Raw genomic sequence first — 26386 nt, forward strand, 5'->3', positions numbered from 1 at the left:
AGTTCCCATAAAAATAAAGCTCCGGAGGAGCGACCTGTTAATTACGCTTTAATGTAATCGGACAAGAATGATTTTTAATTGACATTGTAAAAATAAAAATCTTCAGCAGAAAAAGCATTCAGGCTTTCCATAAAATCAAAATAAGCATTATAAAAATCAGGATCTACAGAAAGGTATGGATTAGATAGCTTATCGACAAGAATGTATTCTATATCATAAAATGCATGCAAAATATTTTTTATTTGTAACGCATATTGACTTTCTATAAAAATCAGAGGATAATTCAAACAGATATATCCGATGGTTTTATCTCCCAACAGCAGAACAACAACTTTTTCTGTATCCATTTCCATACTAATATTATAATGGGGTTTAAGGGTTTCCATTACAAAGCCAAAATCAGAATGTTTCCAGTAATTATTTGAGTAAACTGCTGCTTGTAAAATCTCAGAGATATCCACTGTTAAATTTTGTATAAATAGTTGGGAAGTACTTTTCTATAAGGATTAAAGTAAAATATTTTCACTAAATTTAAGTAAAATTACATCAAATGCAAATAGAAACAAGAAACCTGACCCTTCAGGATTATAATGAGCTGGCGGAAACGATGAAAAGGGCCTACCCGCAGATGTCGGAATCTATCTGGTCCAAAAAAAGTATTGATAAACTCACAAAAATATTTCCGAACGGACAGATCTGTATCACCGTTGACGGAAAACTGGCTGCTGTAGCACTTTCCATTATCGTTAATTACGAAGAATTTGGAGATGATCATACCTACAGCGATATTACGGGAAATTACACATTCAATACCCACACTTCAACGGGGAATGTTCTCTACGGAATTGAAGTTTTTGTCGATCCGGAGTTCCGTGAACTGCGTTTGGGAAGAAGGCTTTATGATGCCCGAAAAGAGCTTTGTGAATTATTAAACCTGAAATCTATTGTTCTGGGTGGCAGAATCCCGAATTATCACAAATACAGCCATGAATTTTCTCCAAGAGAATATATCCGAAAAGTAAGAGATAAGGAAATCTATGATCCTGTATTATCTTTCCAGCTTTCCAATAATTTTCTTCCGATAAGAATCCTGAAAAAATATCTTCCGGAAGATGAAGCTTCCAGAGAGAATGCAGTTCTTCTACAGTGGAATAACATTTACTACAGCAGAAAACCAAATACGATGCAGGACAGTATTATTCGTCTTGGATTGGTACAATGGCAGATGAGAACCTTTAAAGATATTGAGGCGTTTTATGAGCAGGTAGAATTCTTTGTCAATGTGATGGGAGATTATAAGTCTGATTTTGTCCTGTTCCCGGAACTCTTCAACACGCCTTTGCTGGCTCCTTTCAATAATCTTTCCGAAAGAGACAGTATGATAGAACTGGCTAAGCTTACCGAGCAGATCAAAAATAAAATCTCAGAACTGGCGATCAGTTACAACGTGAATATTATTTCCGGAAGTATGCCTGTTTTTGATAGTGATAATAATGATTTGTACAATGTAAGTTACCTTCTTCACCGTGACGGACGTATGGATGAATACAGAAAAATTCATATTACTCCGAACGAAAAAAGGTACTACGGAATGAAAGGCGGAAATGAAATCAAAGTCTTTGATACCGACTGTGGGAAAATAGGACTTGTCATCTGCTACGACGTAGAATTCCCGGAACTCCCAAGAATTCTGGCTGATCAAGGAATGAAAATCCTGTTTGTACCGTATCTGACAGACACTCAGAATGCCTATATGAGAGTCCGTCACTGTGCTGCTGCAAGAGCCATAGAAAATGAATGTTATGTGGCCATTGCCGGTTGTGTAGGAAACCTTCCGAAGGTAAACAATATGGATATTCAGTTCGGACAGGCTGCTGTATTTACTCCTTCCGATTTTGCTTTCCCATCTAATGCCGTGAAAGGGGAGGCTACTCCTAATACAGAAATGACCCTGATTGTAGATGTCGATCTTAACCTCTTGAAAGATCTCCATCACAACGGTTCTGTTCAGGTCATGAAAGACCGCAGAAAAGACCTTTACGAAACGTACCTTAAATAAAAAATATCAGCGGCAGCTCCATTGGAGCTGCCGCTGATATTTTTTTTCCAACCGGACCGAACTATTCTTTCTTAGCGGATTCTCTGATTAAATCCTGATTGTTTTTATAAACCTCATATTGCTCAGGACTCAGTATCTTTTTAAAATCTTTATCAAGGGCTTTAAAATCACTGATGATAACCTTTTTTACCTTGTTGCTGTCAGCACCTTCAGGACCTGCATTTTTCTTGTTCAGACGCTTTCCAAAATCTTTCTGAACCTTCTGTATTCCTTTGAAGTTGATATCGTAGACCTGTTCAACCTGTCTTTCGGTCAGATCCAGGATAGGAATCATAATCAATGTTCTGAAAAGCGCAATCTTTTCTGCCCGGTCTTGTTTTACGATTGCCATTTGCTCCGGAGTAAGGATTTGTTCCATTGCCTTATGACGCTGAGCGATGATGCTAACAAATTCGTCAGCAATTACTTTGTTGTTCTGGGAACTGCTATTATCACCAGCAATAAGCGCATCTGCAGTCATTTTATTGATCTCTGTCACTTTACTAACCTGTGATTCTGTAAGTCCTAAATAACTCATTTCTTTTGTGGCTACTTCGGCAATAGAATGAGCTGATGCTACCTGCGCTTTTATTTGTGTTGTAAACAGAACTGCTGATACAATAAGACCAGCTGAAATAATTTTTTTTAACATAGTGTTGTATTTAAATATTTATAAATTTTTTTTGTTCTTCCAGATGGAAATAATGTGCCGGAAATTGAGGTACGTAGGCATTTTTCAGGGCAAAAAAAATACCCGAAGAATATTTCTTCGGGTATTGTATAATTCTGTATAAAATCTGATCTTACATATACTGAGGGCATACTACAGCAGGACAGATCAGTCCAGGACATTTTGGTCTTCCGTCTGTAGGGCAGCATTGGTTTGAGCAGTTTCCGATAATGATTCCGCTTCCTGCAATTCCTTTTAATTGCTCTCTTGAAAGTTTGTTGTTGCGTAAATTTTTCATGTTCTAATACTTTTGATTTGTTTTAATTTGTACGTTGTAAATATATTAATTTTTACAATATATGATGTGTTTTTTATTGATATTGGTGTATTTTATTCTTTAAAATACTGATTATGTGTTGTTATTTTTAATTTTATTCGTTAGCGTTGTTGTCATAATTGTTTTCATAAAGGAACAATTTTTGGAGTAAATTGCACCTACTATTGATACACTATGTTTGATAAGCCTCAAAGAAAACTGAAAAGATCCGCAAGACTGATTTCCGTACTAAGTAAATATGGATTCAAAGATATTCTGGCCAGAATGAATGGAAATAAACAGGAAGAAGCTTCTGGTCATTCAGATGAAATCATTTCAAAAGGAACCGTTTATGAAAGAATAAGACTCGCTCTCGAAGAGCTGGGACCTACCTTTGTAAAATTGGGTCAGACATTCAGTAACAGGGAAGACTTATTGCCGCCGGAATTGATCCAGGAGTTACAAAAACTTCAGGACAAAGTGGATACGGTAGATATGGATGTGGAAGAAGCGCTGGAAAGTGAATTCAATATTTCCGTCAAAGATTATTTCCGTGAAATCGAGAAAAAGCCTTTGGCTACAGCTTCTATTGCACAGGTTTACAAAGCTGTTCTGCTGGATGGCAGTCCGGTGATTTTAAAATTGAGAAAACCCGATGTACAGTCAGTCATTGAAGATGATTTACTGTTGATCAAAGATATTGAAAAGCTCATATCTGCCTATTCGGAAATAGGAGAAAAACTGAATCTGAAGCAGGCGATTTCTACCTTTGAAAGATCTTTACTGGAAGAAGTTTCTCTGATCAATGAAAAAAATAATATTCAGCAGTTCCGACTGAATTTTAAGAACAATAAAGAAACCTATGTTCCTAAAGTGTACGAAGAATTTTCCAACAACAATATTCTTTGTATGGAATTTATCGATGGGATTAAAGTAACCGACAAATCTGTTCTGCTAGCCAATGATATTGATCCTGTAAAAGTTTCAGAAACAGGATTGAGGCTTTTTGTATCGCAGATTTTAGACTACGGATTTTTCCATGCTGATCCTCACGCCGGAAATATTTTAGTGAGAAAAGACGGTAAAATTGTTTTCATTGATTTTGGGGCAGTAGGTAAAATTCAGCCCAATGATAAAGAAATTCTTGAAAATCTTATCGTAAGTTTTGTCGCCAAAAATGCTCATAAAATAGTCCGTTCCCTTAAAAAAATGGCCATAAGCTATGAAATTCCGGATGAAAGAAGGTTTGAAAATGATGTGGAAGAAATCCTGAACTTTGTACACAGCTCATCATTACAGGATATCAATGTACAGGTGATTATCAATAAGATGAAAGATATTTTGAAGGACAACAGGCTTTATATGCCGGATTATTTCTATCTTCTGTTTAAAGGAATCAGCCTGATAGAAGGAGTGGGAAGGAGTATTAATCCTGATCTTGATATCGTTAAAAGTCTTCATCCTTACACCAAAAAGATTTTCACCAAGAAAATCAGTCCTAAAAATCTTTTAAAAACAGGAATGGACCGCATGATGAACTTTACGGATAATGTCGATGAAATTCCGAAAGAACTCCGTTCCGTTCTCCAAAAGCTGGATGAAAATAAATTTACGGTTTCCAGCGAAATCAAAAATATTGATAAGACCAACCAACTGATCAAATCCAGTGTCATCAATCTGATTCTGGCTATGGTTTTAGGAGCAAATATCATTGCTACAGCTATCGTTTTTTCTTCCGAATCCGGACCAAGAATCGGAGAACTATCTTTAGTAGCAGTTCTGGGCTTTATTTTTTCAATCATTTTAGTGCTCATACTCTTATTGAGAGTGACCAGAAAGTAAACCCGAAAAATTCAAAAACTTCAAACCCTAAACTTCGCATCTCGAAACTCAAAACTCAAAACTCGCACCCCGTAACTCGTAACCCGAATCCCGCAACTCATAACCACAAACCAATAATGAAAACACTTATTATAACCGCAATCACCTTATTCAGTTCACATTCTATGGCTCAACAAGCAAACGAAGAGAAGCTTCAGGGAGATTTTGACGGAAATGGAACAAAAGAATACGCCTATACAAAAGTCAGCGACTGTGGTGACGAATGTGAAGGAAAGTGTGAAACAACCATTTATTTCAGTGATAAAAATATAAAACCCATAACAATTTCTCCTGCCAATCAGGGAAGTTTGTATAATTTGGGAGATCTTAATGATGACGGTAAAGAGGAGATCGGATTTTATCCCAACTGGTGTACCAGCTGCTGGCATCCTTTTTATGTGTATACTTTAAGTAAAACGGGCTGGAAGCCATTATTGCCTTCTATTTCAACCCATTGTAATCAGTGGGAAGAAGATCGGTTCCCCATCAGAAAAGATCCTAAAAAGAAAGGATATGTTATCGTTACCTCCAGCAAATGGGAAGATGATGATATTAAAATCAAAGTCAATAGTGTAAAGGTGAATGAGTAATTAATTTGTTGCTGGTTGTTCTTTGTTGCCAGAAAGATCAGTGTATCTGGTAGTGATTCTCTATAATCAGATGGCTACTCTCTGCAACCTGCAGCCTAATATCTGCCACCTCAAATTTTCAACTTGTAATTAAATACCTATCTTTGCAAAATGGAAAAACTCACTTTTGCGGATTTTGACCTTCCGGTTAAAATTCTTGATGTTTTAGCGGATCTGGAATTATTTGAACCTACTCCCATTCAGGAGAAGAGCTTGAAACCTATTCTTTCAGGAAGAGATGTAATGGGAATTGCACAGACCGGAACCGGAAAAACATTGGCTTATCTTTTACCCGTTCTGAAAACATGGAAATACAGCAAGACAGGAAATCCAACTGTTTTGGTGCTTGTTCCTACAAGAGAATTGGTGGTACAGGTGACTGAAATCCTTGAAAAACTGACGGAAAATATTACCGCAAGAGTAATCGGAATTTATGGTGGAAAAAATATCAATACTCAAAAACTATTGTTCAATGATGGTTGTGATATTCTGGTAGGAACACCGGGAAGAGTGATGGACCTTTCCATAGACAACGCAATCTCTCTGAAGGAAGTTCAGAAGCTGATCATTGACGAGTTTGATGAGATGCTTAACCTTGGTTTCAGACCACAGCTTACTCATATTTTTGAAATGATGAAAGAGAAAAGACAGAATATTCTTTTCTCAGCGACGATGACAGAAGCGGTAGATGATATGCTTGATGAATATTTTGCAAGTCCGGTAGAAATTTCATTGGCAAAATCAGGAACTCCGCTTGAAAAAATTGAACAGACTGGGTACAAAGTCGAAAACTTTAATACTAAAATCAATTTACTTGAACATTTGCTGAAAAGTGATGCTGATATGTCCAAAGTATTGATCTTTAACAATAATAAAAGGCATGCCGACCTGCTCTTTACTAAAATCGATGAACTTTTCCCTGAACAGTTTGATGTGATTCACTCCAATAAATCGCAGAATTACAGACTAAAAGCGATGAAAAGGTTTGAGAATGAAGAGATCAGAGGTTTGATTACGACAGACGTAATGGCAAGAGGTCTTGATATTTCAAACATTACGCATGTCATCAATTTTGAAACCCCTGAAGTTCCTGAGCAGTATATCCACAGAATCGGTAGAACGGGTAGAGCAGATAAAGAAGGAAAAGCTTTGGTTTTCGTAACGAAAAAAGAAGAACCTTTGCTTCTTGATATCGAGCTGTTGATGGACAAAGAATTGAAATTTAATGAATTCCCTGAAGGCGTTAAGATCAATCCTAAGAAAATCGCTGCCGAAGAAGATCAGGTTGTGATGAAAAATCCTGTACAGGTAAAACTGAATGAAGGAGGTGGAGCATTCCATGAGAAAAAGGCTAAAAATACCAAAGAAAACTGGGGTGGACCTTCCAAAAGAAAAGCACCTAAGAAGTTTGGAGCCAACAGAGCGCAGCAGAAAGCAATTTCGAAATCGAAAAGAAAGAAATAAAATAAAAAAACGATTCCTGGTATTGGAATCGTTTTTTATTTTAGTAAGATCTGGTTTACTCTTCATCGTCTTCATCCAGAAAATCCAGCTCATCGTCCCTTTGTATGTGATCAGGTGAAATTCCAGGAGGGTTGAAGAGTCCCCAGTTATCAACAATATAATGATTCGGATTGAATGCAGCAATCCAATCAATGAATAAGAGACGGAACTCTTCTATCTGATTTCGGATAATTTTATAATATTTGGCATCGGAAAATCCCAATAATTCAAGTTGATTACCACTAATCATAATTTCTCTTGCTGCTTTTCGAATAATGGCTGCGTTTTCCATTTTAATATCATACAGTTTTACTGCTTCAGCTCCGGAAATTTTAGCTTGAACCACCATGATATCTTCCAGTAAATTAGATTTCAAATGTTGAAGGTAATCATTGTTTTCAGGAAAGAGATCTGTAATGATCACTAATGTTTTGTAGATTTCCTCAGCCTTTTTATAAATAGGTAGATCCCAGTGTTCTTTCATTTTTATTTCAGGTAAGGAGTGATAATCTTTGTCCAGATTCTATATCCCTCCGGTTTAAAATGAAGCATATCTTCCACAAAAATATCTTTTCTTACATTTCCATTAGCATCTTCCATTGCCTTGGTAACATCAATAAATTCTGCGTTTGGTTCTTTTTTCATAAAAGCAGCAATCTTTTTATTGGCAATTTTCATCTGTGGCCAGATCACTTCTCTGCTCGGCGAATATTTGATGGAGATATAGTCTACCTCAATATCAGGGAATCGCTCACGTATTTTTTTGTAGAAAGCTTTGAATCGGTCAACGACTACTTTTGCTTTTAGCTTATGATTATCTGCAAAATCATTTTCGCCACAGTAAATAATGATCTGTTTGGGTTGGTAAGGTGCTAAGAGATCATTTGCAAAATCATTAAGGTCTGTAAGTCTTGATCCCCCGAAACCTCTGTTGATGATTGTTTTGCCGGGAAAATAATCCGCTACATCCGTCCATTTGGTGAACGAGGAACTTCCGATAAATAAAATAGCGTCCTTTTGAGGCGGATTTTGCTGATCCAGCTTTTTAAACTCCTGGATGTCCTGCCAGAACATCGGTTTTTTTTCCTGAGAAAAGGCAATAGCAAAGTACAGCAATAGAAATGCTGATAGAATCTTCTTCATTATATTCAGTTTTAAATTAGATATAAAAGTAATAAAAAACTCCCGATTAGCGGGAGTTTATGATTTATCTTTTGTAGGTAACGTAAGGGATATCCGGAATTTTATCTCCATCCATATCAAAGATCCCTGATTGCTGGGCAAGTTTAAGATCTTTGGCTGTTAACATATCAATTCTGTAATTTACAGATCCTTCGTCGCCAAGTTTAATTCCAATCACTTTTGAATCAGCATCGTAGGTGTATCTTCCTTCGGTTTTCGGAGATGGAGTACAGTTGGCACCCTCTCCCGTATATGCTGTATAGCTTACATAATAATCTGTTCTTAAGAAAAGAGTATTTTTAGCTGCACATCCTGTTAAAGTTTCAGTATAAAGCACTGTTTTATTATCTTTTCCGGAAATTACTTCCCTTTTAACTTCCTTCCAATCTCCTTTCATGATATCCATATCATAAGCTTCAAGATTGTCATCTTTACAAGAAGTAAGTGCCAGGGCAGAAAAGGCAAATAAAAGTAGCTGTTTTTTCATTTTCACAAATTTAAGAATATGCTAAAATATAAATAAATTTGAAATATCTGTAATGAAATAACGATTTTTTAAACGAATGTTTGTAAATTAAATAATTTTATGAATGCTGCGATACGAGATACAAGTTTTGGATTGTATATTTTCAACTTAAAAATTAATAAATCCATTCACCCGAATCTCGAAATAGCGTAGCTCAAACCTCGTACCGCGGAACCCGCACCCCGAATCCCTTAATAGCTCATCTCTACAATCTTATAAGCATCCTGTGGAGTCAGTTTTTTATATTCTCCAAGACCCAGCCAGTTTCTGTCTGTAAAGGCTTTTTCAACTTTTTCAGCAGTTCCTTTAAAGTCTTCTGTATACTCGGAAAGTTTGGTTTTGATGTGAAGGCTATGGAAGAATTCCTCCAGTTTTTTGATGGCCAGTTCAGCTTTTTCCTCTATGCTTCCGTCTTTGATTCCCCAAACTCTCTCCGCATACTGAGCCAGTTTCCCTTTTTTATCTTCGAAATTGTAACGGTAATGGGATGGAGCAATAATTGCCAATGTTCTTGCATGGTCAATACCGAAGTAAGCCGTCAGCTCATGTCCCATAGCGTGTACTGCCCAGTCTGTAATCACTCCTTTCTGGATCAGGCCGTTTAAAGCCATTGTACAGCACCACATAAAGTTTCCGGCAGCATCGTAGTTGAAATCATCAGCTAATACTTTAGGAGCAGTTTCCTGCAGGCTGATCAGAATACTTTCTGCAATTCTTTCCTGAAGATCAGCAGAAGAAGGAGCAGTCATATATTGTTCCAAAACGTGAGTGTAGGCATCTGTGATTCCGTTCACGATCTGGTTTTTAGGGATAGTTCTGATCACTTCCGGATCCAGAACAGAAAATTGTGGGAAAAGTCCAGGTCCTCCTGAAGATAATTTCTCATGGGTTTCCCTTCTTGAGATCACATAACCGGAATTCATTTCTGAACCTGTTGCAGGTAGTGTTAAAATACTTCCAAAAGGCATCCCTTCTCCTTCAAATGTTCTTACGGATTTTCTCAGGATATCCCATGGTTCACCATCATAATGGGCTGCTGCAGAAAGGAATTTTGTTCCGTCAATCACGGATCCGCCACCTACAGCAAGAAGGTAAGTAATATTTTTCTCTTTGATAAAGTTTAAAGCATTGATCAGGACTTCATATTCAGGATTGACAGGAACTCCGCCAAACTCATATAATTCATGATCTTTTAAAGCCTCTTTTACCTGATTGTAAACACCATTGTTTTTGATGCTTCCGCCACCGTAAATCATTAATATTCTTGCGTCCTGAGGAATTTCTTTGGAAATTTTAGCGATTTCGCCTTTCCCGAAAAGTATTTTTGTTGGGTTTTTAAACTCGAAATTAAGCATTGTTCTAAATTTATTTTAAGTCAAATTTACGGAATGAAAAAAGAAAACTGAGTTAATGAAATTTTAAAATTGCTATTATTCATTTTTATGAAAGCTATTGCTTTGAACTTCTTTGATTAATGTTTTTATTCCTTTCTAATCTAAATACTATGCTTCAGGAGAAAGATAGGCTTTTGCTCTCTTGATAAAGGCTTCCTTATCTTTTTTGATCTCTTCCAATAGTTTTTTCCGGTCATCAGGAATGGTAAGATACTGGTCACCCCAAAGATTGATTTCAACGATTACGGGGATAAGATCAATCCCTTTCTGAGTCAGAAAATAAAGAATTTTCAGCTTGCTGTCCGGATGGTCTTTTTTGTCAATGATTCCATGGTCCAAAAGGTTTTGAAGCCTTGTCGCCAGAATATTGGTGGCGATTTTTTCATCAGCTTTGAGGAAGTCACCATAAGTACATTCCTTTTTCAGCATCAGATCTCTTATAATGAGAAGAGACCATTTGTCACCCCACATTTCCAGGGAACAGCTGATCGGGCAGTCGGATCTTTTTTTACTCATTTTGTTAATTTTAAAATAATACTTGCAAAATGAAAGTGTTTGTTTTAATTTTGCTTTTATTTTGCAAGTAAATTTAATCATAAAAAATTAATTAATCAAATGGATCATTATGACATTGCCGTAATTGGCTCAGGACCCGGCGGATATGTGGCTGCCATTAGAAGCGCTCAGCTGGGTTATAAAACAGTGATTATAGAAAAATATGATACATTGGGAGGAACATGTACCAATGTAGGTTGTATTCCGACTAAAGCATTATTGGACAGCACCCATCATTATGCAGAAGCACAACATCAATTCCAGGAGCATGGGATTAAGCTGGGTACTATAGAACTTGATTTTTCCCAAATGTACAGGAGAAAAGCTGAGGTGGTTTCAAAAAATACCGGAGGGCTGGACTTTTTAATGAATAAAAATAAAATTACGAGATTAAAAGGAACCGCAAGTTTCATCAACAATTCTACCATAAAAATTATCAGCGAATCTGAGATTAAAAAGATTACTGCTCAGCATTATATCATTGCTACAGGCTCAAAACCATCAAGTATTCCAGGAGTGGAGATTGATAAAAAAAGGATTATTACTTCCACAGAAGCATTGTCTTTAAAGGAAAAACCGGAATCTATGGTAATCATCGGCGGTGGAGTAATAGGAGTGGAAATGGCTTCTATTTTCAACCGTATCGGAACGAAAGTGACTATTCTGGAATATGCTGATCATCTGATTGCCACCATGGACCATGAGTTGGGAAAAAGCCTTCAGAAAATCCTTAAAAAAGAAGGAATTGATATCCGACTTAATCACGCGGTATATAAAACTGAGAATGCGGGCTCTAAGGGCAAAGTTTTCTTTAAAGATAAAACCGGAACAGAAGGTGAACTGGAAGCAGATTATGTATTGGTAGCGGTGGGAAGAAGTCCTTATGTAAAAGGTTTGGGTCTGGAAAATACAGAAGTACAGCTGGACGAGAGAGGTTTTATTAAAGTAAATGAAAACAATCAGACTTCAGTGCCTGCTATCTATGCAATAGGAGATGTTATCGGGGGAGCAATGTTGGCTCACAAAGCGGAAGAAGAAGGTGTTTTTGTAGCGGAAACCATTAACGGACAAAAACGCCATATTCATTATAACCGTATTCCTTCCGTGGTGTATACATGGCCGGAAGTAGCTTCAGTAGGATATACGGAAGAATATCTGAAACAAAATAACATCGCATATCATGTAGGGAAATTCCCGTTTTCTGCCAGTGCAAGGGCACGCGCATCTATGGATACGGAAGGTTTTGCCAAAGTTTTGGTAGATCCGAAATATGGAGAAGTGCTGGGAGTTCACATCATTGGAGCCAGAGCAGCAGATTTGATTGCCCAGGGTGTTATCGCTCAGGAATATGAGGTGACTGCAGAAGATATGTTTCGTATTTCCTATGCCCATCCAACCTATTCCGAAACGTTGAAGGAAGCTTACTTGATTGCATCTGGGCAGGGAGCTATTAATATATAAGAAATTAAACCATTAAGGTTAATGAAGACAATAAGAATAATTAAGATCCATCTTTGATGGAAGATAAAGCGGATCGCTGAAAAATAGCTTTAGCTATTCCCTTAATTATCCTTATCAACTTAAAAAATCTTAATGGTTTACATTAGCAGTTTGTAAATTTTATTGCAGATAAAATCCTTGCGCCTTAAAGCTGTATCTTGATAAATTAATTTGCGCCTTGGCGTTTTTTTAAATTCAGTTACAAAGAAGTACAGTTTTCATCCTTCGTATAAACTCCATTGCTTTTTGCTTCCAGCTTTCCTGTTTTTCTATTGATTTTAACCCAAAAAGATTCTTTCGCAGCCGGACAACCCTTAGATTGCATAAGGTACATTGAAATATGGCGGTCCTCAATTTTATATGATCCGGTAAAGCGATTGCTTGTATCCACAGAATACCCATACGTTTTTGCCAGTAAAATAGCCTCCGGAAGATTATCAACTGTTCCGATAAAATCTCTCAGCTGCTGCTCATTGGAAAAATAAACAGATCTTTCGTTTTTACATGCAAGAATGTATGAAAAGCAGTTATTTCCAATACATTTCTGGAAAAAACCTTTTTCAGGAACCGGTTCATTGATGGTCATAAAATCAGGCGACTGGCTTTCATAGAGCACTGATTTTTCATAGTCCACATCATTGCTCAGAACGCGCCAGTAAGCATAGTCTTTATCAGGAACAATGAACGGATAGAGATATTCTACCGTATCAAGAATATCAGGAATTTTTTTATAATCATCAGGAACCTTGATCTGGCTGTAAAGCAGATTGGAGAGAATCAGGGAAAATGCGATGATTATTTTCATAGAGAATGTGTTTCCGGTGCAAATTTAAGAAAGAGAATTATTCCAATACAATTTTATAATATCCTTTTTCAGCAGTTACATCAATATCTATACCTGTAAACGTTATTTTATTGATTTGATAGCCATCACAACCTCCATTAAATTCTGAGGATTGGATTGAAAAATCTAAGTCTTTAATATTAGAAAAGAATTTATACTTTTTTGTTCCATTATAAGCACCTACGTTTTCTACAATAATCATATTGTCAGATGTTTTGGATAGTTGGATACTATTGTTATCTTCGTCCTGAACTGAATAAGTGGTCAATGTTCCATTGGCAATAAGATTTTCATCATTAGAATCAACAAACTTAAAAAGGATCGGCAGAGGTGGATTGTAACAATCTTTTTCACAAGAGATGAAAAGAAGGGCTATGAGTAAAAAAGTAAATATTTTTTTCATGGATGATGGATGGTGTGAAGAGTAAAGTTAATTATTAATGTCTAATAATCAAATTTATAAAAACTTCATCGGATATCCCACGGTAACATTTCCATTGATGATTTTTTTTAGCTTAGATTCCATCATTTTTTTGGTCAGAGGTTTCAGATGGTCGGTATATAAAATTCCCAACGTATGATCATATTCATGCTGGATAATTCTGGCGGTTAATCCAGTGAAAATTTTCGTATGTTTTGTGAAATCCCGATCCTGATATTCAATGGTAATTTCCCAGGGCCTTTTTACTTTTTGAGAAAGTCCCGGAATGCTCAGGCAGCCTTCATGATCTTCCCAGGTTTCTTCCGAAGTATAGACTATTTTTGCATTGATAAAGGTTTCTTTAATCCCCTTATCATCCTTTCCGAAATATAGAATCTGATCTTCCATATCCAGATTTTTATAAACAATCTCACTGTCAACAATGAAAAGTTGTAAAGATTTTCCGATCTGAGGAGAGGCAAGGCCGCATCCATTGGCATTTTCCATGGTCTCCCACATATCTGTTACCAATTTCTGGATTTCAGAGGTATTTTCTATGATTTCTGAGCATTTTTGCTTTAAAATCTGATTTCCGTAAGCGAGAATAGATAAATTCATTGTCGTATTTTCCCACAAAGTTCAGGAGAAGAGAACAGATATACAATGAACCTATGTTAAGTAATCTGTCTGCGGATTCTGCTTAAAGCCTGTGGTGTAATTCCGATATAGGATGCAATGTATTTTAGAGGAACGCGCTTGATCATTTCCGGCTGTTCTGTAAATAATTTAAGATAACGTTCTTTCGCCGTAAGTTTTAGTAGAGAAAGCTCCCTTTTGCTTTTTGCCAGAAATAGTTTTTCAGAAGCGAAACGTCCCAGTTGATTCCCAACATGGGTGTGGTTGTAGACTTTCTGCAGATCATCATAGGAAATCTGCCATACCACAGTTTCTGTTAAGGCCTGCATCTCATATTCAGAAGGCGTTTGGGTAAGAAAAGAATCATAGGCACAACTGAATTCTTTTTCAAAACTAAAGCTGAAAGTATAGCCGTATTCATCATCAGGAATATAAAATCTTACCAGTCCGGATTCTATAAAGGATAAGTAATTCTCCGTATCGCCTTGCTGGGTAATGATGTCATTTTTAGCAAAAACCTTTCTGTGAAAGTGTCCTGCTATAAATGCCCATTCCGATTCCTGCAGTTTGACAATCTGTTCGTAATATTCTCTGATGTAGCCCATAGGGTTTAATTTATCAGATAAAGGTACGAAATCTGATAAGATGTAAGTGAGTGACCTTTAACATCCATATTGTTATTGAAATTGACTTCAATCATAGGATTCACCTGATTATTAAAGTAAATCAAATTTTAAACAAAAATTAATATTATTTTTTTGTATTTCGACCTTAATTTTTGTCATTTGTCAATTAAATTAATTTCAAAATCGCTTACATTTGTTACTATGATACATGACCAACGCGCAGAAAAATTCAGGCAGATTGTGGAAAATAAGTTCCAGATCTACAATTCATTATTTATGAGCCTGCCTTATGATAAAATGACGAATATCGGAATGCTGCTTCCGTTTCTCTATGAAGAAAGCAGAACCGGTTATGAAGCAGGGAATACTCCTGAAGATATCGTCGAAGAATTCTTTAAAAACCATACCGATCTTCAGAACGAAGAGCAGAAACTGGAACTGCTTTTCAAGATCATCCAGTATATAGAAAGACAGGTAGTTTTGTTTGATAGTATTGAAGATGCCGCATTTCCTAACCTCCATTCTGAAAGTGATAACGGAACGGTAACCAATCTTTTTGAGCGTTCTTTTCAGGATCATAAAATTGAAAAAGTACGTGAGAAATTAAAAGATTTCAGCGTTAAGGTTGTATTTACTGCGCACCCGACTCAGTTTTATCCGAGTTCAGTACAAAGAATTATTCAGGATTTGAGAGGGGCCATCACCAGTGATTCGGTGACGCAGATCGATATGCTTCTGCAACAGCTGGGGAAAACTCCTTTTGTCAACAAAGAAAAACCGACTCCGATAGATGAAGCGCTGAGCATTATTTCTTACCTGAGATATGTGTATTATGATACCATTGGTGAACTGTTTACAAAGATCAAAAAGACTTTCGGGAATGGTCATTTCCACCTTCATGAAGATATTATCCAGCTTGGTTTCTGGCCGGGAGGAGACAGAGACGGAAATCCTTTTGTAACCGCAGAGGTAACGAAAAGAGTAGCGGAAGAACTTCGCTCAGCCATTCTGAAGTCTTATTACAGCCATTTGAAATTTATCAGAAGAAGATTAAGTTTCAGAGGTGTTTCCGAAGTGCTGACCCAATTAAGTGAAGAACTGTATGCTGCAATTTTTGACGGGAAAAGCATTAAAGCTGAAGATATTTTAAAGAAAGCTAATGAAGCAGAAAAAATATTAATCAATGAGCATAACGCTTTGTTTTTAGATCTTTTGGTCAATTTCAGAGACCGTGTGATGATTTTCGGGACTCACTTTGCAACATTGGATATCCGTCAGGACAGCAGAATTCATCAGAAAGTGATTGATGAAGTATATGCAAAAGTTTACGGAAATGAAGAGGCTGATGACGAACAGAAGTTCAATAAACTGATTCAGATTTCAGAAACTGTCAAAGCAAATGATTTCGAAGATATTGTAAAAGATACTCTGTTAACGGTTTCTCAGGTTACAGAAATCCAGAATCTGAACGGACTGAGAGGAATGAACCGTTATATTATTTCCAATTCTGATGCCGTAAAAGATGTTATGAATGTATTCGCATTCTTTAAAATCTGCGGTTATCAAGATGAAGCTATCAATATGGATATTGTTCCACTCTTTGAAACAATGGAAGGGCTTGCCAATGCAGAGCATGTAATGAATGAGCTGTATCATAATCCAGTTTACAAAAATCATCTTGAGAAAAGAGGAAACCAGCAGACGATTATGCTTGGATTCTCGGATGGAACGAAAGACGGAGGATATTTAAAAGCCAACTGGGAAATTTATAAAGCCAAAGAAGTTTTGACAAAACTTTCTGAGCAGAATAATATTAAAGTGGTATTCTTTGACGGTAGAGGCGGACCACCAGCCAGAGGAGGAGGGAAGACCCACGATTTCTATGCATCTCAGGGAAAAACGATTGCGAATAATAAAATAGAACTGACAATTCAGGGACAGACGATTACCAGTATTTTTGGAAATAAAGAACAGGCAAAATACAACTTTGAGCAGCTTCTGACAGCCGGAGTAGAAAATGACGTATTCAAAAATGCCAAAAAAGAACTTACTGAGAAGGAAAGAGCTTTGATTATTGAGCTGGCGGATATCAGCTATCAAAAATATTCAGATCTGAAAGCGCACCCAATGTTTGTTCCTTACCTTCAGGAAATGAGTACGCTTGAATACTACGGAAAAACGAATATCGGAAGCCGTCCTTCCAAAAGAGGAAGCGGAAGTGAACTGAAATTTGAAGATCTGAGAGCCATCCCGTTTGTAGGATCATGGTCACAGCTAAAACAGAATGTCCCAGGATTCTTTGGTTTTGGATATGCGATGCAAAAGATGAAAGAACAGGGTAGATTTGAAGAAGTAAGAGAATTGTATAAAGGTTCCGACTTCTTTAAAACTTTAGTTCTGAACTCCATGATGAGTATGAATAAGTCTTACTTTCCTTTGACGTATTATATCAAAGACAATCCGAAATTCGGTGCATTCTGGAATGTCCTTTTCGATGAATATGAGCTTTCAAGAGACATTATGCTGGAGCTGACAGGATTCAAAATGCTTCAGGAAGAAGATCCGTTATCCAGAAAATCTGTGAAGATCCGTGAGAAGATTGTCCTTCCATTGCTAAGTATCCAGCAGTATGCGTTGATGAAAATTCAGAAAGGAGAAGGAAACAAAGAGGCTTATGAAAAGCTGGTAACCCGTTCCTTATTCGGGAATATTAATGCGAGTAGAAACTCGGCTTAATTTAATACGAAAGTTTTGTACCTGTCGTACAATAGTATATCAATAGGAATGGGCGGCTAAAGCCCATTCTTTTTTTATTGCCCCATCCCAGGTTTTAGCCTAAACATATTGTATACCGCTTTACAAGAATATCTCCCGCAGATTACGCAGATCACACAGATATTTATGTTGTACTAAATCTGCTCAATCTGAATAATCTGCGAGAAACAAAAAGATTACTCTTTTAAGAATTTTTCATAGAAAACTTTATCCTTCGTCTGAATTTTCAGATAATAGGTTCCCTTTGGAAAATCCTCTACTTTTATAGATTTCTGGTGGTTGCTTTTTCTGACGATTCTCCCCAGGTTATCATAAATTTCAAGGGACTGAACTTCTTGTTCTGATGCAATATTCAGAATGCTTTTTGCAGGATTCGGGAAGATAGAAAACGTTTCTTTTTTTACAGTGTCAGAGGTATTTAGAACCAGATTATATAAACTTCCGAAATTAAGAATTCCATATCCCGTCTGATCTGAATGAAGAGGATAAAGTGAAGCGGTTTGTCTTAGCTTTGTTCTCATCTGCTCTCTGTTCATCGTTGGAAATGCCTGAATAAGACATGCAACACCTCCGGCAGCAATAGGAGTAGCAATAGAAGTTCCGTTTACAATTAAGGTCGCACTATCATACACGGTTGTTGTGCCAGTTCCCTGGGTACTTCCATCTGGTTTTACCACTCCGAGAGCATTAGGCCCGAAAGAAGAAAATCCGGAGGCATTTCCGGCTGAATCTACAGATCCGATAGAAAATACTTTAGCATTATCAGAGGGTGTCAAAAGATAATGCCAGGGCTGCTGTCCGGAGTTACCTGCTGCGGCAAGAACAAAAATTCCTTTTTCAGCGGCAATACCTGCTCCGCGGGCAATAAAAGAAGTATTCCCGTCCATATTGGCATAGGTGTAATTGTAACGGCTTTCGTCAAAAATATTGTATCCCAGAGATGAGGTGATAATATCAACCCCTTTTCGATCTGCTTCCTCAGCTGCTTCAATCCAGTATAGCTCTTCTTCGGGGATTTCTACAGCAGCATTTTCACTTCGGTAAAGATAAAAATCAGCATCAGGTGCTGCTCCTACAAAAACATCCTGCAGATATCCACCAATAGCACCTAACACAACAGAACCATGAGTACTGAGCGCTGCATTGTAAATATCTCCGGTTTTGGTTACAAAATCATAAGAGGCCTTGATATGATTATTGGTCCACAATCTTGAAAAAGCAGTTCCTGTATTCACCGTTGGGAATCCGGCATCAATCACCGCTATGGAAACTCCTGTTCCTGTATAGCCTGCCAGATGAAGCGGGCGGATATTCACCTGGTCTATTTGTCCGGCTCCGGAACCGTAATTAAAATTGGTAAGTGTTTTATTGATGCTGGCATCGTCCTTCCATTTTCCTGGTGTTGTTTTCACAGTAGTAGAGCTGTTTCTGGCAAAACTTTCAACAGATGAAACATAAGTTTGAGCCTGAAGTAATGTTTTTTGTGCAGGAGTGGCATTGACTGCCGCACCATTAAGCCATTTTGAATAATCCGTAACAACAAATCCCAAATTTTGAAGATTCTGAAGGTAAGACTGTTCAATAGGAGCATCCTGATCATTGAGCGGAATTCCCAGCGCGGTACGCCTGTTGAGTGATTTCTGGCTGAGTTCTGACAGCGGATTGGCGTAAAAAGCAGCTTTATTAGGCTTATCCGTGAAGTAAACAAAAACGAGCTCCGTTTGTGCGGAAACAGTAAGGTAACCATTTAGGAAACAAAAGAGTAAAAGTTTTTTCATAAAATTTATTTGTATAAAGATAAAAACAAAATCAATAAAATTTTTGATAGGATTTTAAATTCCTTATTTTTACAGAAATATTTAGTATATGAAAAAAATTCAGATGGTTGACTTGCAAAGTCAGTATTACAAAATAAAGAATGATGTAGACAATGCAGTTTTGAATGTAATGGATTCTGCGGCATTTATTAACGGTCCTGAAGTAAAGTCTTTCCAGAATGAATTGGAGTCTTATTTAGACGTAAAACATGTGATTCCGTGTGCCAATGGTACAGATGCATTACAGATCGCCCTGATGGCTTTGGATCTGAAAGAAGGAGATGAAATTATCACAGCTGATTTTACTTTTGCTGCTACGGTAGAAGTTATTCACTTGCTTAAATTAAAGTCTGTACTGGTAGATGTAGATTATGATACATTCACAATTTCTACGGAACAGATTAAAAAAGCAATTACGCCCAAAACAAAAGCGATTATTCCGGTGCATATTTTCGGACAGTGTGCCAACATGGAAGAAATTTTAAAAATTGCTGAAGAACACAATTTATTTGTTATTGAAGACAATGCTCAGGCAATTGGTTCAGAATATACATTCTCTGACGGAAGTGTAAAACAGGCAGGAACAATGTCTACTGTGGGTACCACTTCTTTCTTCCCTTCAAAAAACCTGGGATGCTATGGAGACGGAGGTGCTATTTTTACCAATAATGATGAATTAGCCCACCGTTTAAGAGGAATTGTAAACCATGGAATGTACGAAAGATATTACCATGATGAGGTAGGAGTAAACTCACGTTTGGACAGCATTCAGGCAGCGGTTTTAAGAAAGAAACTTCCTCACCTGGATTCTTATAACGAAGCTAGAAGAAAAGCAGCTGATTTTTATGATGAAGCATTTGGAGGAAACCCAAATATCCTGACTCCAAAAAGAGCGGAGAACTCTACTCACGTATTCCACCAGTATACGTTAAGAATACTGAATGGAAAACGTAACGAGCTCCAGAAGTTTTTAACGGAAAAAGAAATCCCTGCAATGATCTATTATCCGGTAGCATTAAGAAAGCAGAAAGCCTACTTCCAGGAAAGTAATGCTGCAGACTTTGTGAATACTGATAAGCTTTTGGATCAGGTAATTTCGTTGCCAATGCATACAGAATTGGACGAAGAGCAGCTGAAGTATATTACGGATGCGGTGCTTGAGTTTATGGATAATTAATGAAAAGAAAGATATTTAAATATAAGCTGGTATACTACTTAGCCGTTTTAATCAGCTTAGTTTTTTTTATAATATCAGCATTTTCAGTTCTTGAAATATTTAATGACTTTAATCTTTTTAAAACATTACTTATTACTATTTCGTTAGTTATTAACTCATCTGCTTTTGTCAATCTTGTAGAAAAATATGATAAAGCTATTTTGTTTTTAAATCTTAGTTTATTTTTATCCATCTTTGTTTTAGGTTACCCTTTACTACTTGGATTTTTAAATGGAAATAATATTTTAGAACATTTTACTTTTAAATTATTAACTATCCTCATATTGAGTTTACTGATTGTTAATGTATTTAAAGTGAAAAATTATAATGGAGTTAACGAAATTGAAAGTATAGGAGAACACAAAGACTAAGAAAGCACAAAAGATAAAAAAATGGCAATACTTGTTACAGGTGGACTTGGATATATTGGTTCTCACACTGTTGTAGAACTTCTTAATAACGGCTTTGAAGTGGTTATTGTAGATGATTTATCCAACACGGAAAGGTTTATTTTAAAAAATATAGAGGAAATTACAGGTAAGAAGCCTGTTTTTTATCCTTTTGATTTAAGAAGAAAAGAACTTCTTACTCAGGTGTTTGATGCTCATCAGATTGATGGCTGTATCAATTTTGCTGCGTCTAAAGCGGTAGGAGAGAGTCAGATCATTCCTGTAGATTATTACGAGAATAATCTGTTTTCTTTGATTAATATTCTTCAGGAATTTAAAACAAGAAAGATCTCCAACTTTATTTTCAGCTCATCATGTACGGTATACGGACAGGCAGATGTAATGCCGATAGATGAAAATACCCCGTTGAAAACCCCTGAAAGTGTCTATGGGAAAACAAAACAAATGGGAGAACAGATCCTGATTGATTTTGCAAAAGCCTATCAAAGTAAAATATCACTATTAAGGTATTTTAATCCAATCGGAGCTCATCCTTCCGGAAAACTGGGAGAATTGCCGATAGGGATTCCTAATAATTTAGTACCTTATGTAATGCAGACGGCTTCCGGAGTACGTGAGAAACTGAATATCTGGGGAGATGATTATCCTACTGAGGATGGAACGGCCGTTCGTGATTATATCTATGTTGTTGACCTGGCAAAAGCACACGTTGCCGCATTAAAGAAACTGATAGACGACTCTTCATCGGATACTGTTATAGACATCTACAACCTGGGAACAGGAAAAGGCTCATCTGTACTGGAAGTAGTGAAAGCATTTGAAAAAGCCAATAGTGTAGAGGTGCCTTATCAGATCTGCGACAGAAGAGAAGGAGATATCACGATTGCCTATGCCAACCCTGAAAAAGCAGGCAAGGAACTTCACTGGAAGTCTGAAACCTCGCTTGAAGAGGCTTTAAGAACAGTTTGGGAATGGCAAAAATATCTGAACACCAGAAATTCGTAATTTAGCATTGAGAAATGCTTATATTGAAAGAAGAATTTAAACGATCATAAAACAAATTACAAAAACATCTTCCTGAATATTCATTGTTTTTACCTTTTAAGAACATTTATTTACGGAAGCTTTAATTTAAAATTAGTATGAAGACACAGAGAATAGGTATTACATTTTCGTCATTTGACTTATTACATGCGGGCCACATCAAAATGCTTGAAGAAGCTAAAACGGTATGTGACTATTTAATCGTCGGACTTCAAATTGATCCGTCCCACGATCGACCAAACAAAAATAAGCCAAGCCAGACTATTGTTGAAAGATATATTCAGCTAAAGGCAGTGAATGCTGTGGATGAGATTGTTCCTTATTACACAGAAGAAGACCTGTTGGATATCCTTAAATCATTTGTGATTGATGTAAGAATCATTGGAGATGATTATATGGACAGAGACTTTACAGGGAAAAAATACTGTGAGGAAAAAGGAATTGAGCTATTTTTCAACAAAAGAGACCATCGGTTTTCCACCAGTGATCTGAGAAGGAGAATTTATGAAGCTGAAAAAGAAAAATACACAAAAGCAGAACCTGTAAAATAACAGAAATAAAAAATCCCGAAAGTTTCTTTCGGGATTTTTGCTGTATTACATTGGGCCGCCTTGTTCTTCGTCCCCTTTTGTATTAGAATTAATATCTTTTTTAATTTTAGGTTTGGCATCAATTTTCTCACCTTGCTTGAACTTATAAGTGAAGGATAGAGCAAATTGTCTTGGCTGCCATTGCATTTCCATTTCTCGGGTAAACTGAGCATTATCAGAGAAGTTTTTCATTTTTCGGGTATTAAAGATGTCTCTGATGTTGAATCCTATAATTCCGTTTCCTTTCCAGATGGTCTGGCTTACTCCTAAATCTATACCATACATAGCCTTTCTGTCATTCATAGCTGTTTTCTCAGCAGCTCTGTAGAAACTTTGGATTTGAAGGCTTAAGTTTTTAGTCGGTTTAAATGTATTGTTAAAACGTATTCTGTATGAAAATCCGGAACCTGAGAAATCATTTACAGTTCGTGGATTGTCAGGGAACAGGTTAAAACTTCCTGTATTTTTATATCCGTAAAGGTCAGCAGAAAGCATTATTTTCCACCAGCTGTAAGGATCGTAAGTTCCATTCAGATCCAAACCATAGTTGGTCTCCGTACCCACGTTGAAAGGCATGGTGTTGACAGCTCCGGTCTCATCGATGTATTGATATCTGTTTTGCTCATCTTCAGACTTTTTAAAATACAGAGTTGGATTAAACGTGATCTTTTTATTTGAAAGATTGTATCCAACTTCAAAAGAGTTTTCATAGGTTGGATTAAGATTCGGGTTTCCTTTGAAGTAGTTCCTGTCATCATCAAAAGACATAAAAGGAATCAGGGAAAAAGCTCTCGGACGGTTAATTCTTCTTGAATAATTTAGCAAGATCTGATTGTTCTTTGCCAGATCATAACTTAAAAATACAGAAGGGAAGAACTTAGTGTAGTTTTTATTAACCTCCGGAGTATTTGCCGGGTTTCCGTTTACATCATAATTTTGAAAATTAACGTCAATCTTTGAAGTCTCACTTCTTAATCCTAACTGATACGCAAATTTTTCTCCAATCTTACTTTTAAACTGTGCATACACTCCAAGAATATTTTCAGAATATACGGTGTTACTTGTAAAATCAAATCTTGTAAAGGAAGGCTGTCCGTTATTACTTTGGTCTACAAAATAATCATACGTGTTCCTGTTATAATCATAACGTGCTCCTGCTTCTAATTTAGACTTTTCACCTATTGGAAGTTCATAATCGATTTTTCCAATGAAAGTGTCTGTTTTAGAATCTGTAATTACATTATTAGTAATATTACCATTAGGCTGTAAAAGATTATTGACAAATGTTTTCTGTTCAATCTTATTGGTTCCGTCTGTTTTGTTCGTCTGGTAACTTGCGGATGCGGATAGTAGCTGGCCATTATCTCCAATTTTCTGATCAAGCCCAAGATCAAACTGTGTTGCCAGGTTTTTATTATTTCCAAAGCTGTTTCTTTCTCTTAAAACATTGCTTACACCAGAAGTAGGAGTAGTATACTGCCTTTCATCATAAGAATTAAGACCTGTCTGATCCGTATCAAAACTTCTGATCATTCCCGAGAAATTGATGGAAGTCTTATCACTGAAGTCATGAGTAAAACCAGCCGTCACGTTATAAGTATCACTTTCTCTGGTTGTCTTACCATTTTGTTGGGAATACTGAGTAAAAGGGAATGCTGTTGAGGCTAAGCTGCCAATATCATCCTTTCGGGTAGTTGTATTCTTCATGGTACTTTCATTCTTCTGGTAACCGCCGCCGCCATTTAAGAACCAGGTCCAGTTACCTTTTCTCCAGTTTAAATTTGCATTAAGATTGGTTCTTGGAAGATAACCTAAAGTTCCGGTTACACTACCGTTGAATCCCATCTTTTTATCCTTTTTAAGAATGATGTTCAGAATACCGGCAGTTCCACTTGCCTCAAATTTAGAAGAAGGGTTGGTAATTACTTCTATTCTTTCAATCTGATCAGCCGGAATACTCTGCAAAGCATTGGCTCCGTCATCTATTCCAAGAAGAGAAGATGGCTTTCCGTTGATAAGAAATTTTACATTTGAATTTCCTCTCATTGATACTGTTCCGTCTGTGTCTACGGAAACCGAAGGAACATTGGTTAAAACATCCTGAAGATTTCCTCCTTTGCTCACAATATCCTGTGACGGATCATATGTTTTCTTATCAAGCTCTACTTTATATGCTTTGGCTGCTGATGCGGTAATAACAACACCCTGTATTTCTTTCGTTTTGCCATCTACAGTAGAGGTAGCCTCTGCTTCAATAGACAGAGCACCGATATTACCTGCTTTTGCAATATTTTTGCTGACTACACTTTTTTTATAATCAATCGCTTCTACGGTAATGTCATAGTCTCCTGGCATAAGCTGAAGGGTATATTGCCCTTTTTCATCAGTTAGTACAGCATCACTTAAAGTCTTGTTGGCTTTATTGCTGAAAGTTACAGAAGCGTAAGGAACCGGTTGATTTTTTTTGTTGACAATGATTCCTGAAACTCCAGCCTTTTCTTGTGCAAAAGCCAGTGCTGCCGCCGAAAGTACTAATGTAAGTCCTAAAGTTTTTCTGGTGAAAATAGTGACAATTTCTGTCTTATTCTTCATAGGTTATTTTTTTGTATAAGATCGTGAAAGAATAACCCTTAATATTTTGAGTATCCATACCTAGTTGAACATCAAAACATTATGGTTGTATATTTTTTTCTAACTGTTTAAATTTTCTGGTGCTTCTAAGCTTATTTTATATTTTTTGAATTGAGCCAGTCCTGATAAGCCTTTGCATTCACCGCATGTTCTTCAGCACTTGCAGTAAACTTATGATACCCGAATCTTGCCGGATCAGCACACATAAATATAAAATTGTTGTTTTCAGCATTTAAAACAGCATCTATTGAATTCTTATCCACTACACAGATCGGTCCCGGAGGAATACCTGCATTGGCATAAGTATTATAAGGTGATGGTGTAGACAAATGCTTATATAATACCCTTTTTATAGGTTCTTTAAAATTAGTCTGCTTATTAATTGCATAAATTACCGTAGGATCAGACTGAAGTTTCATTCCTTTTCTGTAACGGTTTAAATATAATCCTGCAATCGTTTTCATTTCATCTTTTTTCCCTCCTGATTCTTTATAAACAATAGAAGCCAGGGCATAAATCTGATCTCTTGTAAGACCGGACTGCTGTTCTTTATTTTTCCTTTCACTGGTCCAGAAATCGTTATACTGATTTTCGAACTTGGAAAAAAATTCTCTCGGACTTACCGTCCAGAAAAAATTATAAGTATCAATGAAAAAATATTTTTTTAAATCTTCAACATTTTTATAGCCTTTCTCCTGCGCAACAGCATTCAGATCATTCACAAAATGCAGTGAATCAATTTCTGTTTTTTTTGTCACCTTACCAATCATCTGATACATATCTCCAAAATCACCGATTCTGTAAGAATTTGCAGTCTGGTTACCCGCTTTGATCATATTGACAAGGTTTTTGTTGCCTGTTCCGCTCTGAATATGATATCGCCCTGGTTTAAAATTTGTGTCAAGGCCTTTTTCCTTAGCCACAGCTTCAAAAGACTCTCTGTCTTTAATATAAGGAGCAATAGAATCGAGGATCTGTTTAAAACCTGCTCTATGAGGAATCAGAACATAACCATCCTTTTCTACATTATTTCCTAAATATTTATTATAAAATCTCAAACCAAAAAATCCTGCCACTACAAAAACCAGCAGAATGACAATGAGAATTGCTTTTTTCATTCTT

General features: G+C 36.6%; 25 protein-coding genes. 10 read left to right on the plus strand and 15 right to left on the minus strand.

All coding sequences use genetic code 11. The features are described 5' to 3' along the window. Nucleotides 1-74: 74 nt before the first annotated feature. On the minus strand, nt 75-347 hold the full coding sequence (locus RAH34_RS16770) for a hypothetical protein (protein ID WP_162800893.1): 273 nt from the start codon (nt 345-347) through the stop codon (nt 75-77). A 203-nt stretch (nt 348-550) separates the two neighbouring features. Here RAH34_RS16770 and RAH34_RS16775 point away from each other — a divergent pair, with 203 nt between their 5' ends. Further along, nucleotides 551-2059: a carbon-nitrogen hydrolase family protein gene (locus tag RAH34_RS16775; RefSeq protein ID WP_114820518.1), complete on the plus strand. Its 1509-nt coding sequence runs from the start codon at nt 551-553 to the stop codon at nt 2057-2059. Between the two features lie 61 nt (nt 2060-2120). Here RAH34_RS16775 and RAH34_RS16780 read toward each other — a convergent pair whose 3' ends face one another. Together RAH34_RS16780 and RAH34_RS16785 are read right to left on the minus strand one after the other, a co-directional pair. Further along, nucleotides 2121-2750: a hypothetical protein gene (locus tag RAH34_RS16780; RefSeq protein WP_306596878.1), complete on the minus strand. Its 630-nt coding sequence runs from the start codon at nt 2748-2750 to the stop codon at nt 2121-2123. A gap of 151 nt (nt 2751-2901) precedes the next feature. Next, on the minus strand, nt 2902-3066 hold the full coding sequence (locus RAH34_RS16785; protein WP_167497813.1) for a hypothetical protein: 165 nt from the start codon (nt 3064-3066) through the stop codon (nt 2902-2904). Nucleotides 3067-3279: 213 nt separating this feature from the next. Between RAH34_RS16785 and RAH34_RS16790 the strand changes: the two genes are divergently transcribed. The 3 genes from RAH34_RS16790 (at nt 3280) to RAH34_RS16800 (ending at nt 7058) form a co-directional block, all read left to right on the plus strand. Continuing rightward, nucleotides 3280-4926 carry an AarF/ABC1/UbiB kinase family protein gene (locus RAH34_RS16790; RefSeq protein ID WP_306596879.1) on the plus strand — a complete coding sequence of 549 codons (1647 nt, stop codon included), beginning with the start codon at nt 3280-3282 and terminating at the stop codon, nt 4924-4926. A gap of 116 nt (nt 4927-5042) precedes the next feature. Beyond that, on the plus strand, nt 5043-5555 hold the full coding sequence (locus RAH34_RS16795) for a hypothetical protein (RefSeq protein WP_306596880.1): 513 nt from the start codon (nt 5043-5045) through the stop codon (nt 5553-5555). 150 nt (nt 5556-5705) lie between these two features. Next, a complete protein-coding gene (locus RAH34_RS16800) occupies nt 5706-7058 on the plus strand; it encodes a DEAD/DEAH box helicase (protein WP_306596881.1) in 1353 nt (450 codons plus the stop codon). Nucleotides 7059-7113: 55 nt separating this feature from the next. Here RAH34_RS16800 and RAH34_RS16805 read toward each other — a convergent pair whose 3' ends face one another. The 5 genes from RAH34_RS16805 to RAH34_RS16825 form a co-directional block, all read right to left on the minus strand. Beyond that, nucleotides 7114-7581 (minus strand): hypothetical protein, encoded by a 468-nt coding sequence (locus RAH34_RS16805; protein WP_306596882.1) that lies wholly within the window; start codon nt 7579-7581, stop codon nt 7114-7116. Between the two features lie 2 nt (nt 7582-7583). Beyond that, the gene (locus tag RAH34_RS16810; protein ID WP_306596883.1) at nt 7584-8240 is read right to left on the minus strand and encodes a GDSL-type esterase/lipase family protein; all 657 of its coding nucleotides are present in this window, start codon (nt 8238-8240) and stop codon (nt 7584-7586) included. A gap of 64 nt (nt 8241-8304) precedes the next feature. Next, on the minus strand, nt 8305-8766 hold the full coding sequence (locus RAH34_RS16815) for a lipocalin family protein (RefSeq protein WP_114820511.1): 462 nt from the start codon (nt 8764-8766) through the stop codon (nt 8305-8307). Nucleotides 8767-8996: 230 nt separating this feature from the next. Next, the gene (locus RAH34_RS16820) at nt 8997-10160 is read right to left on the minus strand and encodes an iron-containing alcohol dehydrogenase (protein WP_306596884.1); all 1164 of its coding nucleotides are present in this window, start codon (nt 10158-10160) and stop codon (nt 8997-8999) included. Nucleotides 10161-10307: 147 nt separating this feature from the next. Continuing rightward, nucleotides 10308-10715, minus strand: coding sequence for a helix-turn-helix domain-containing protein (locus RAH34_RS16825; protein ID WP_114820509.1), 408 nt, complete (start codon nt 10713-10715; stop codon nt 10308-10310). Between the two features lie 99 nt (nt 10716-10814). Between RAH34_RS16825 and lpdA the strand changes: the two genes are divergently transcribed. Continuing rightward, nucleotides 10815-12215 carry a dihydrolipoyl dehydrogenase gene (lpdA, locus tag RAH34_RS16830; RefSeq protein WP_306596885.1) on the plus strand — a complete coding sequence of 467 codons (1401 nt, stop codon included), beginning with the start codon at nt 10815-10817 and terminating at the stop codon, nt 12213-12215. Nucleotides 12216-12453: 238 nt separating this feature from the next. On the opposite strand, the gene RAH34_RS16835 is transcribed toward lpdA, so the two are convergent. From RAH34_RS16835 to RAH34_RS16850, 4 genes are read right to left on the minus strand one after another with little or no spacing between them, the layout of a single operon-like run. Next, nucleotides 12454-13059, minus strand: coding sequence for a hypothetical protein (locus RAH34_RS16835; RefSeq protein WP_306596886.1), 606 nt, complete (start codon nt 13057-13059; stop codon nt 12454-12456). 37 nt (nt 13060-13096) lie between these two features. Further along, complete coding sequence (locus RAH34_RS16840) at nt 13097-13501, minus strand: hypothetical protein (protein WP_114820506.1); 405 nt, start codon at nt 13499-13501, stop codon at nt 13097-13099. Nucleotides 13502-13555: 54 nt separating this feature from the next. Next, a complete protein-coding gene (gene def / locus RAH34_RS16845) occupies nt 13556-14137 on the minus strand; it encodes a peptide deformylase (protein ID WP_114820505.1) in 582 nt (193 codons plus the stop codon). A 56-nt stretch (nt 14138-14193) separates the two neighbouring features. Beyond that, complete coding sequence (locus RAH34_RS16850) at nt 14194-14760, minus strand: Crp/Fnr family transcriptional regulator (protein WP_114820504.1); 567 nt, start codon at nt 14758-14760, stop codon at nt 14194-14196. A gap of 222 nt (nt 14761-14982) precedes the next feature. On the opposite strand from RAH34_RS16850, the gene RAH34_RS16855 reads away from it, so the two are divergent. Next, a complete protein-coding gene (locus tag RAH34_RS16855; RefSeq protein ID WP_306596888.1) occupies nt 14983-17517 on the plus strand; it encodes a phosphoenolpyruvate carboxylase in 2535 nt (844 codons plus the stop codon). Between the two features lie 215 nt (nt 17518-17732). Here the strand turns inward: RAH34_RS16855 and RAH34_RS16860 are convergent, their stop codons facing one another. Continuing rightward, the gene (locus tag RAH34_RS16860) at nt 17733-19334 is read right to left on the minus strand and encodes a S8/S53 family peptidase (RefSeq protein WP_306596889.1); all 1602 of its coding nucleotides are present in this window, start codon (nt 19332-19334) and stop codon (nt 17733-17735) included. Between the two features lie 88 nt (nt 19335-19422). Here RAH34_RS16860 and RAH34_RS16865 point away from each other — a divergent pair, with 88 nt between their 5' ends. From RAH34_RS16865 to RAH34_RS16880, 4 genes are all read left to right on the plus strand, one after another. Next, nucleotides 19423-20550, plus strand: a complete 1128-nt coding sequence (locus tag RAH34_RS16865) for a DegT/DnrJ/EryC1/StrS aminotransferase family protein (protein WP_306596890.1) — start codon at nt 19423-19425, stop codon at nt 20548-20550. Next, entirely contained in the window at nt 20550-20960 is a 411-nt protein-coding gene (locus tag RAH34_RS16870) for a hypothetical protein (RefSeq protein ID WP_114820500.1), read from the plus strand. The genes RAH34_RS16865 and RAH34_RS16870 overlap by 1 nt, the downstream gene beginning before the upstream one ends. Before the next feature lie 21 nt (nt 20961-20981). Next, the gene (galE, locus tag RAH34_RS16875; RefSeq protein WP_114820499.1) at nt 20982-22004 is read left to right on the plus strand and encodes a UDP-glucose 4-epimerase GalE; all 1023 of its coding nucleotides are present in this window, start codon (nt 20982-20984) and stop codon (nt 22002-22004) included. A 137-nt stretch (nt 22005-22141) separates the two neighbouring features. Continuing rightward, on the plus strand, nt 22142-22594 hold the full coding sequence (locus RAH34_RS16880; protein WP_114820498.1) for an adenylyltransferase/cytidyltransferase family protein: 453 nt from the start codon (nt 22142-22144) through the stop codon (nt 22592-22594). A 45-nt stretch (nt 22595-22639) separates the two neighbouring features. On the opposite strand, the gene RAH34_RS16885 is transcribed toward RAH34_RS16880, so the two are convergent. Both RAH34_RS16885 and mltG read right to left on the minus strand, forming a co-directional pair. Further along, complete coding sequence (locus tag RAH34_RS16885) at nt 22640-25225, minus strand: TonB-dependent receptor domain-containing protein (protein ID WP_306596891.1); 2586 nt, start codon at nt 25223-25225, stop codon at nt 22640-22642. A 131-nt stretch (nt 25226-25356) separates the two neighbouring features. Continuing rightward, nucleotides 25357-26382 carry an endolytic transglycosylase MltG gene (mltG, locus tag RAH34_RS16890; RefSeq protein ID WP_306596892.1) on the minus strand — a complete coding sequence of 342 codons (1026 nt, stop codon included), beginning with the start codon at nt 26380-26382 and terminating at the stop codon, nt 25357-25359. Between the last annotated feature and the right edge of the window lie 4 nt (nt 26383-26386).

Source organism: Chryseobacterium sp. WLY505, assembly GCF_030846215.1.
Classification (GTDB): Bacteria; Bacteroidota; Bacteroidia; order Flavobacteriales; family Weeksellaceae; genus Chryseobacterium.

Coding starts and splice junctions, on each gene's coding strand:
- RAH34_RS16770 (WP_162800893.1), bottom strand. CDS start 347: ATGGATACAGAAAAAGTTGTTGTTCTGCTGTTGGGAGATAAAACCATC.
- RAH34_RS16775 (WP_114820518.1), top strand. CDS start 551: ATGCAAATAGAAACAAGAAACCTGACCCTTCAGGATTATAATGAGCTG.
- RAH34_RS16780 (WP_306596878.1), bottom strand. CDS start 2,750: ATGTTAAAAAAAATTATTTCAGCTGGTCTTATTGTATCAGCAGTTCTG.
- RAH34_RS16785 (WP_167497813.1), bottom strand. CDS start 3,066: ATGAAAAATTTACGCAACAACAAACTTTCAAGAGAGCAATTAAAAGGA.
- RAH34_RS16790 (WP_306596879.1), top strand. CDS start 3,280: ATGTTTGATAAGCCTCAAAGAAAACTGAAAAGATCCGCAAGACTGATT.
- RAH34_RS16795 (WP_306596880.1), top strand. CDS start 5,043: ATGAAAACACTTATTATAACCGCAATCACCTTATTCAGTTCACATTCT.
- RAH34_RS16800 (WP_306596881.1), top strand. CDS start 5,706: ATGGAAAAACTCACTTTTGCGGATTTTGACCTTCCGGTTAAAATTCTT.
- RAH34_RS16805 (WP_306596882.1), bottom strand. CDS start 7,581: ATGAAAGAACACTGGGATCTACCTATTTATAAAAAGGCTGAGGAAATC.
- RAH34_RS16810 (WP_306596883.1), bottom strand. CDS start 8,240: ATGAAGAAGATTCTATCAGCATTTCTATTGCTGTACTTTGCTATTGCC.
- RAH34_RS16815 (WP_114820511.1), bottom strand. CDS start 8,766: ATGAAAAAACAGCTACTTTTATTTGCCTTTTCTGCCCTGGCACTTACT.
- RAH34_RS16820 (WP_306596884.1), bottom strand. CDS start 10,160: ATGCTTAATTTCGAGTTTAAAAACCCAACAAAAATACTTTTCGGGAAA.
- RAH34_RS16825 (WP_114820509.1), bottom strand. CDS start 10,715: ATGAGTAAAAAAAGATCCGACTGCCCGATCAGCTGTTCCCTGGAAATG.
- lpdA (WP_306596885.1), top strand. CDS start 10,815: ATGGATCATTATGACATTGCCGTAATTGGCTCAGGACCCGGCGGATAT.
- RAH34_RS16835 (WP_306596886.1), bottom strand. CDS start 13,059: ATGAAAATAATCATCGCATTTTCCCTGATTCTCTCCAATCTGCTTTAC.
- RAH34_RS16840 (WP_114820506.1), bottom strand. CDS start 13,501: ATGAAAAAAATATTTACTTTTTTACTCATAGCCCTTCTTTTCATCTCT.
- def (WP_114820505.1), bottom strand. CDS start 14,137: ATGAATTTATCTATTCTCGCTTACGGAAATCAGATTTTAAAGCAAAAA.
- RAH34_RS16850 (WP_114820504.1), bottom strand. CDS start 14,760: ATGGGCTACATCAGAGAATATTACGAACAGATTGTCAAACTGCAGGAA.
- RAH34_RS16855 (WP_306596888.1), top strand. CDS start 14,983: ATGATACATGACCAACGCGCAGAAAAATTCAGGCAGATTGTGGAAAAT.
- RAH34_RS16860 (WP_306596889.1), bottom strand. CDS start 19,334: ATGAAAAAACTTTTACTCTTTTGTTTCCTAAATGGTTACCTTACTGTT.
- RAH34_RS16865 (WP_306596890.1), top strand. CDS start 19,423: ATGAAAAAAATTCAGATGGTTGACTTGCAAAGTCAGTATTACAAAATA.
- RAH34_RS16870 (WP_114820500.1), top strand. CDS start 20,550: ATGAAAAGAAAGATATTTAAATATAAGCTGGTATACTACTTAGCCGTT.
- galE (WP_114820499.1), top strand. CDS start 20,982: ATGGCAATACTTGTTACAGGTGGACTTGGATATATTGGTTCTCACACT.
- RAH34_RS16880 (WP_114820498.1), top strand. CDS start 22,142: ATGAAGACACAGAGAATAGGTATTACATTTTCGTCATTTGACTTATTA.
- RAH34_RS16885 (WP_306596891.1), bottom strand. CDS start 25,225: ATGAAGAATAAGACAGAAATTGTCACTATTTTCACCAGAAAAACTTTA.
- mltG (WP_306596892.1), bottom strand. CDS start 26,382: ATGAAAAAAGCAATTCTCATTGTCATTCTGCTGGTTTTTGTAGTGGCA.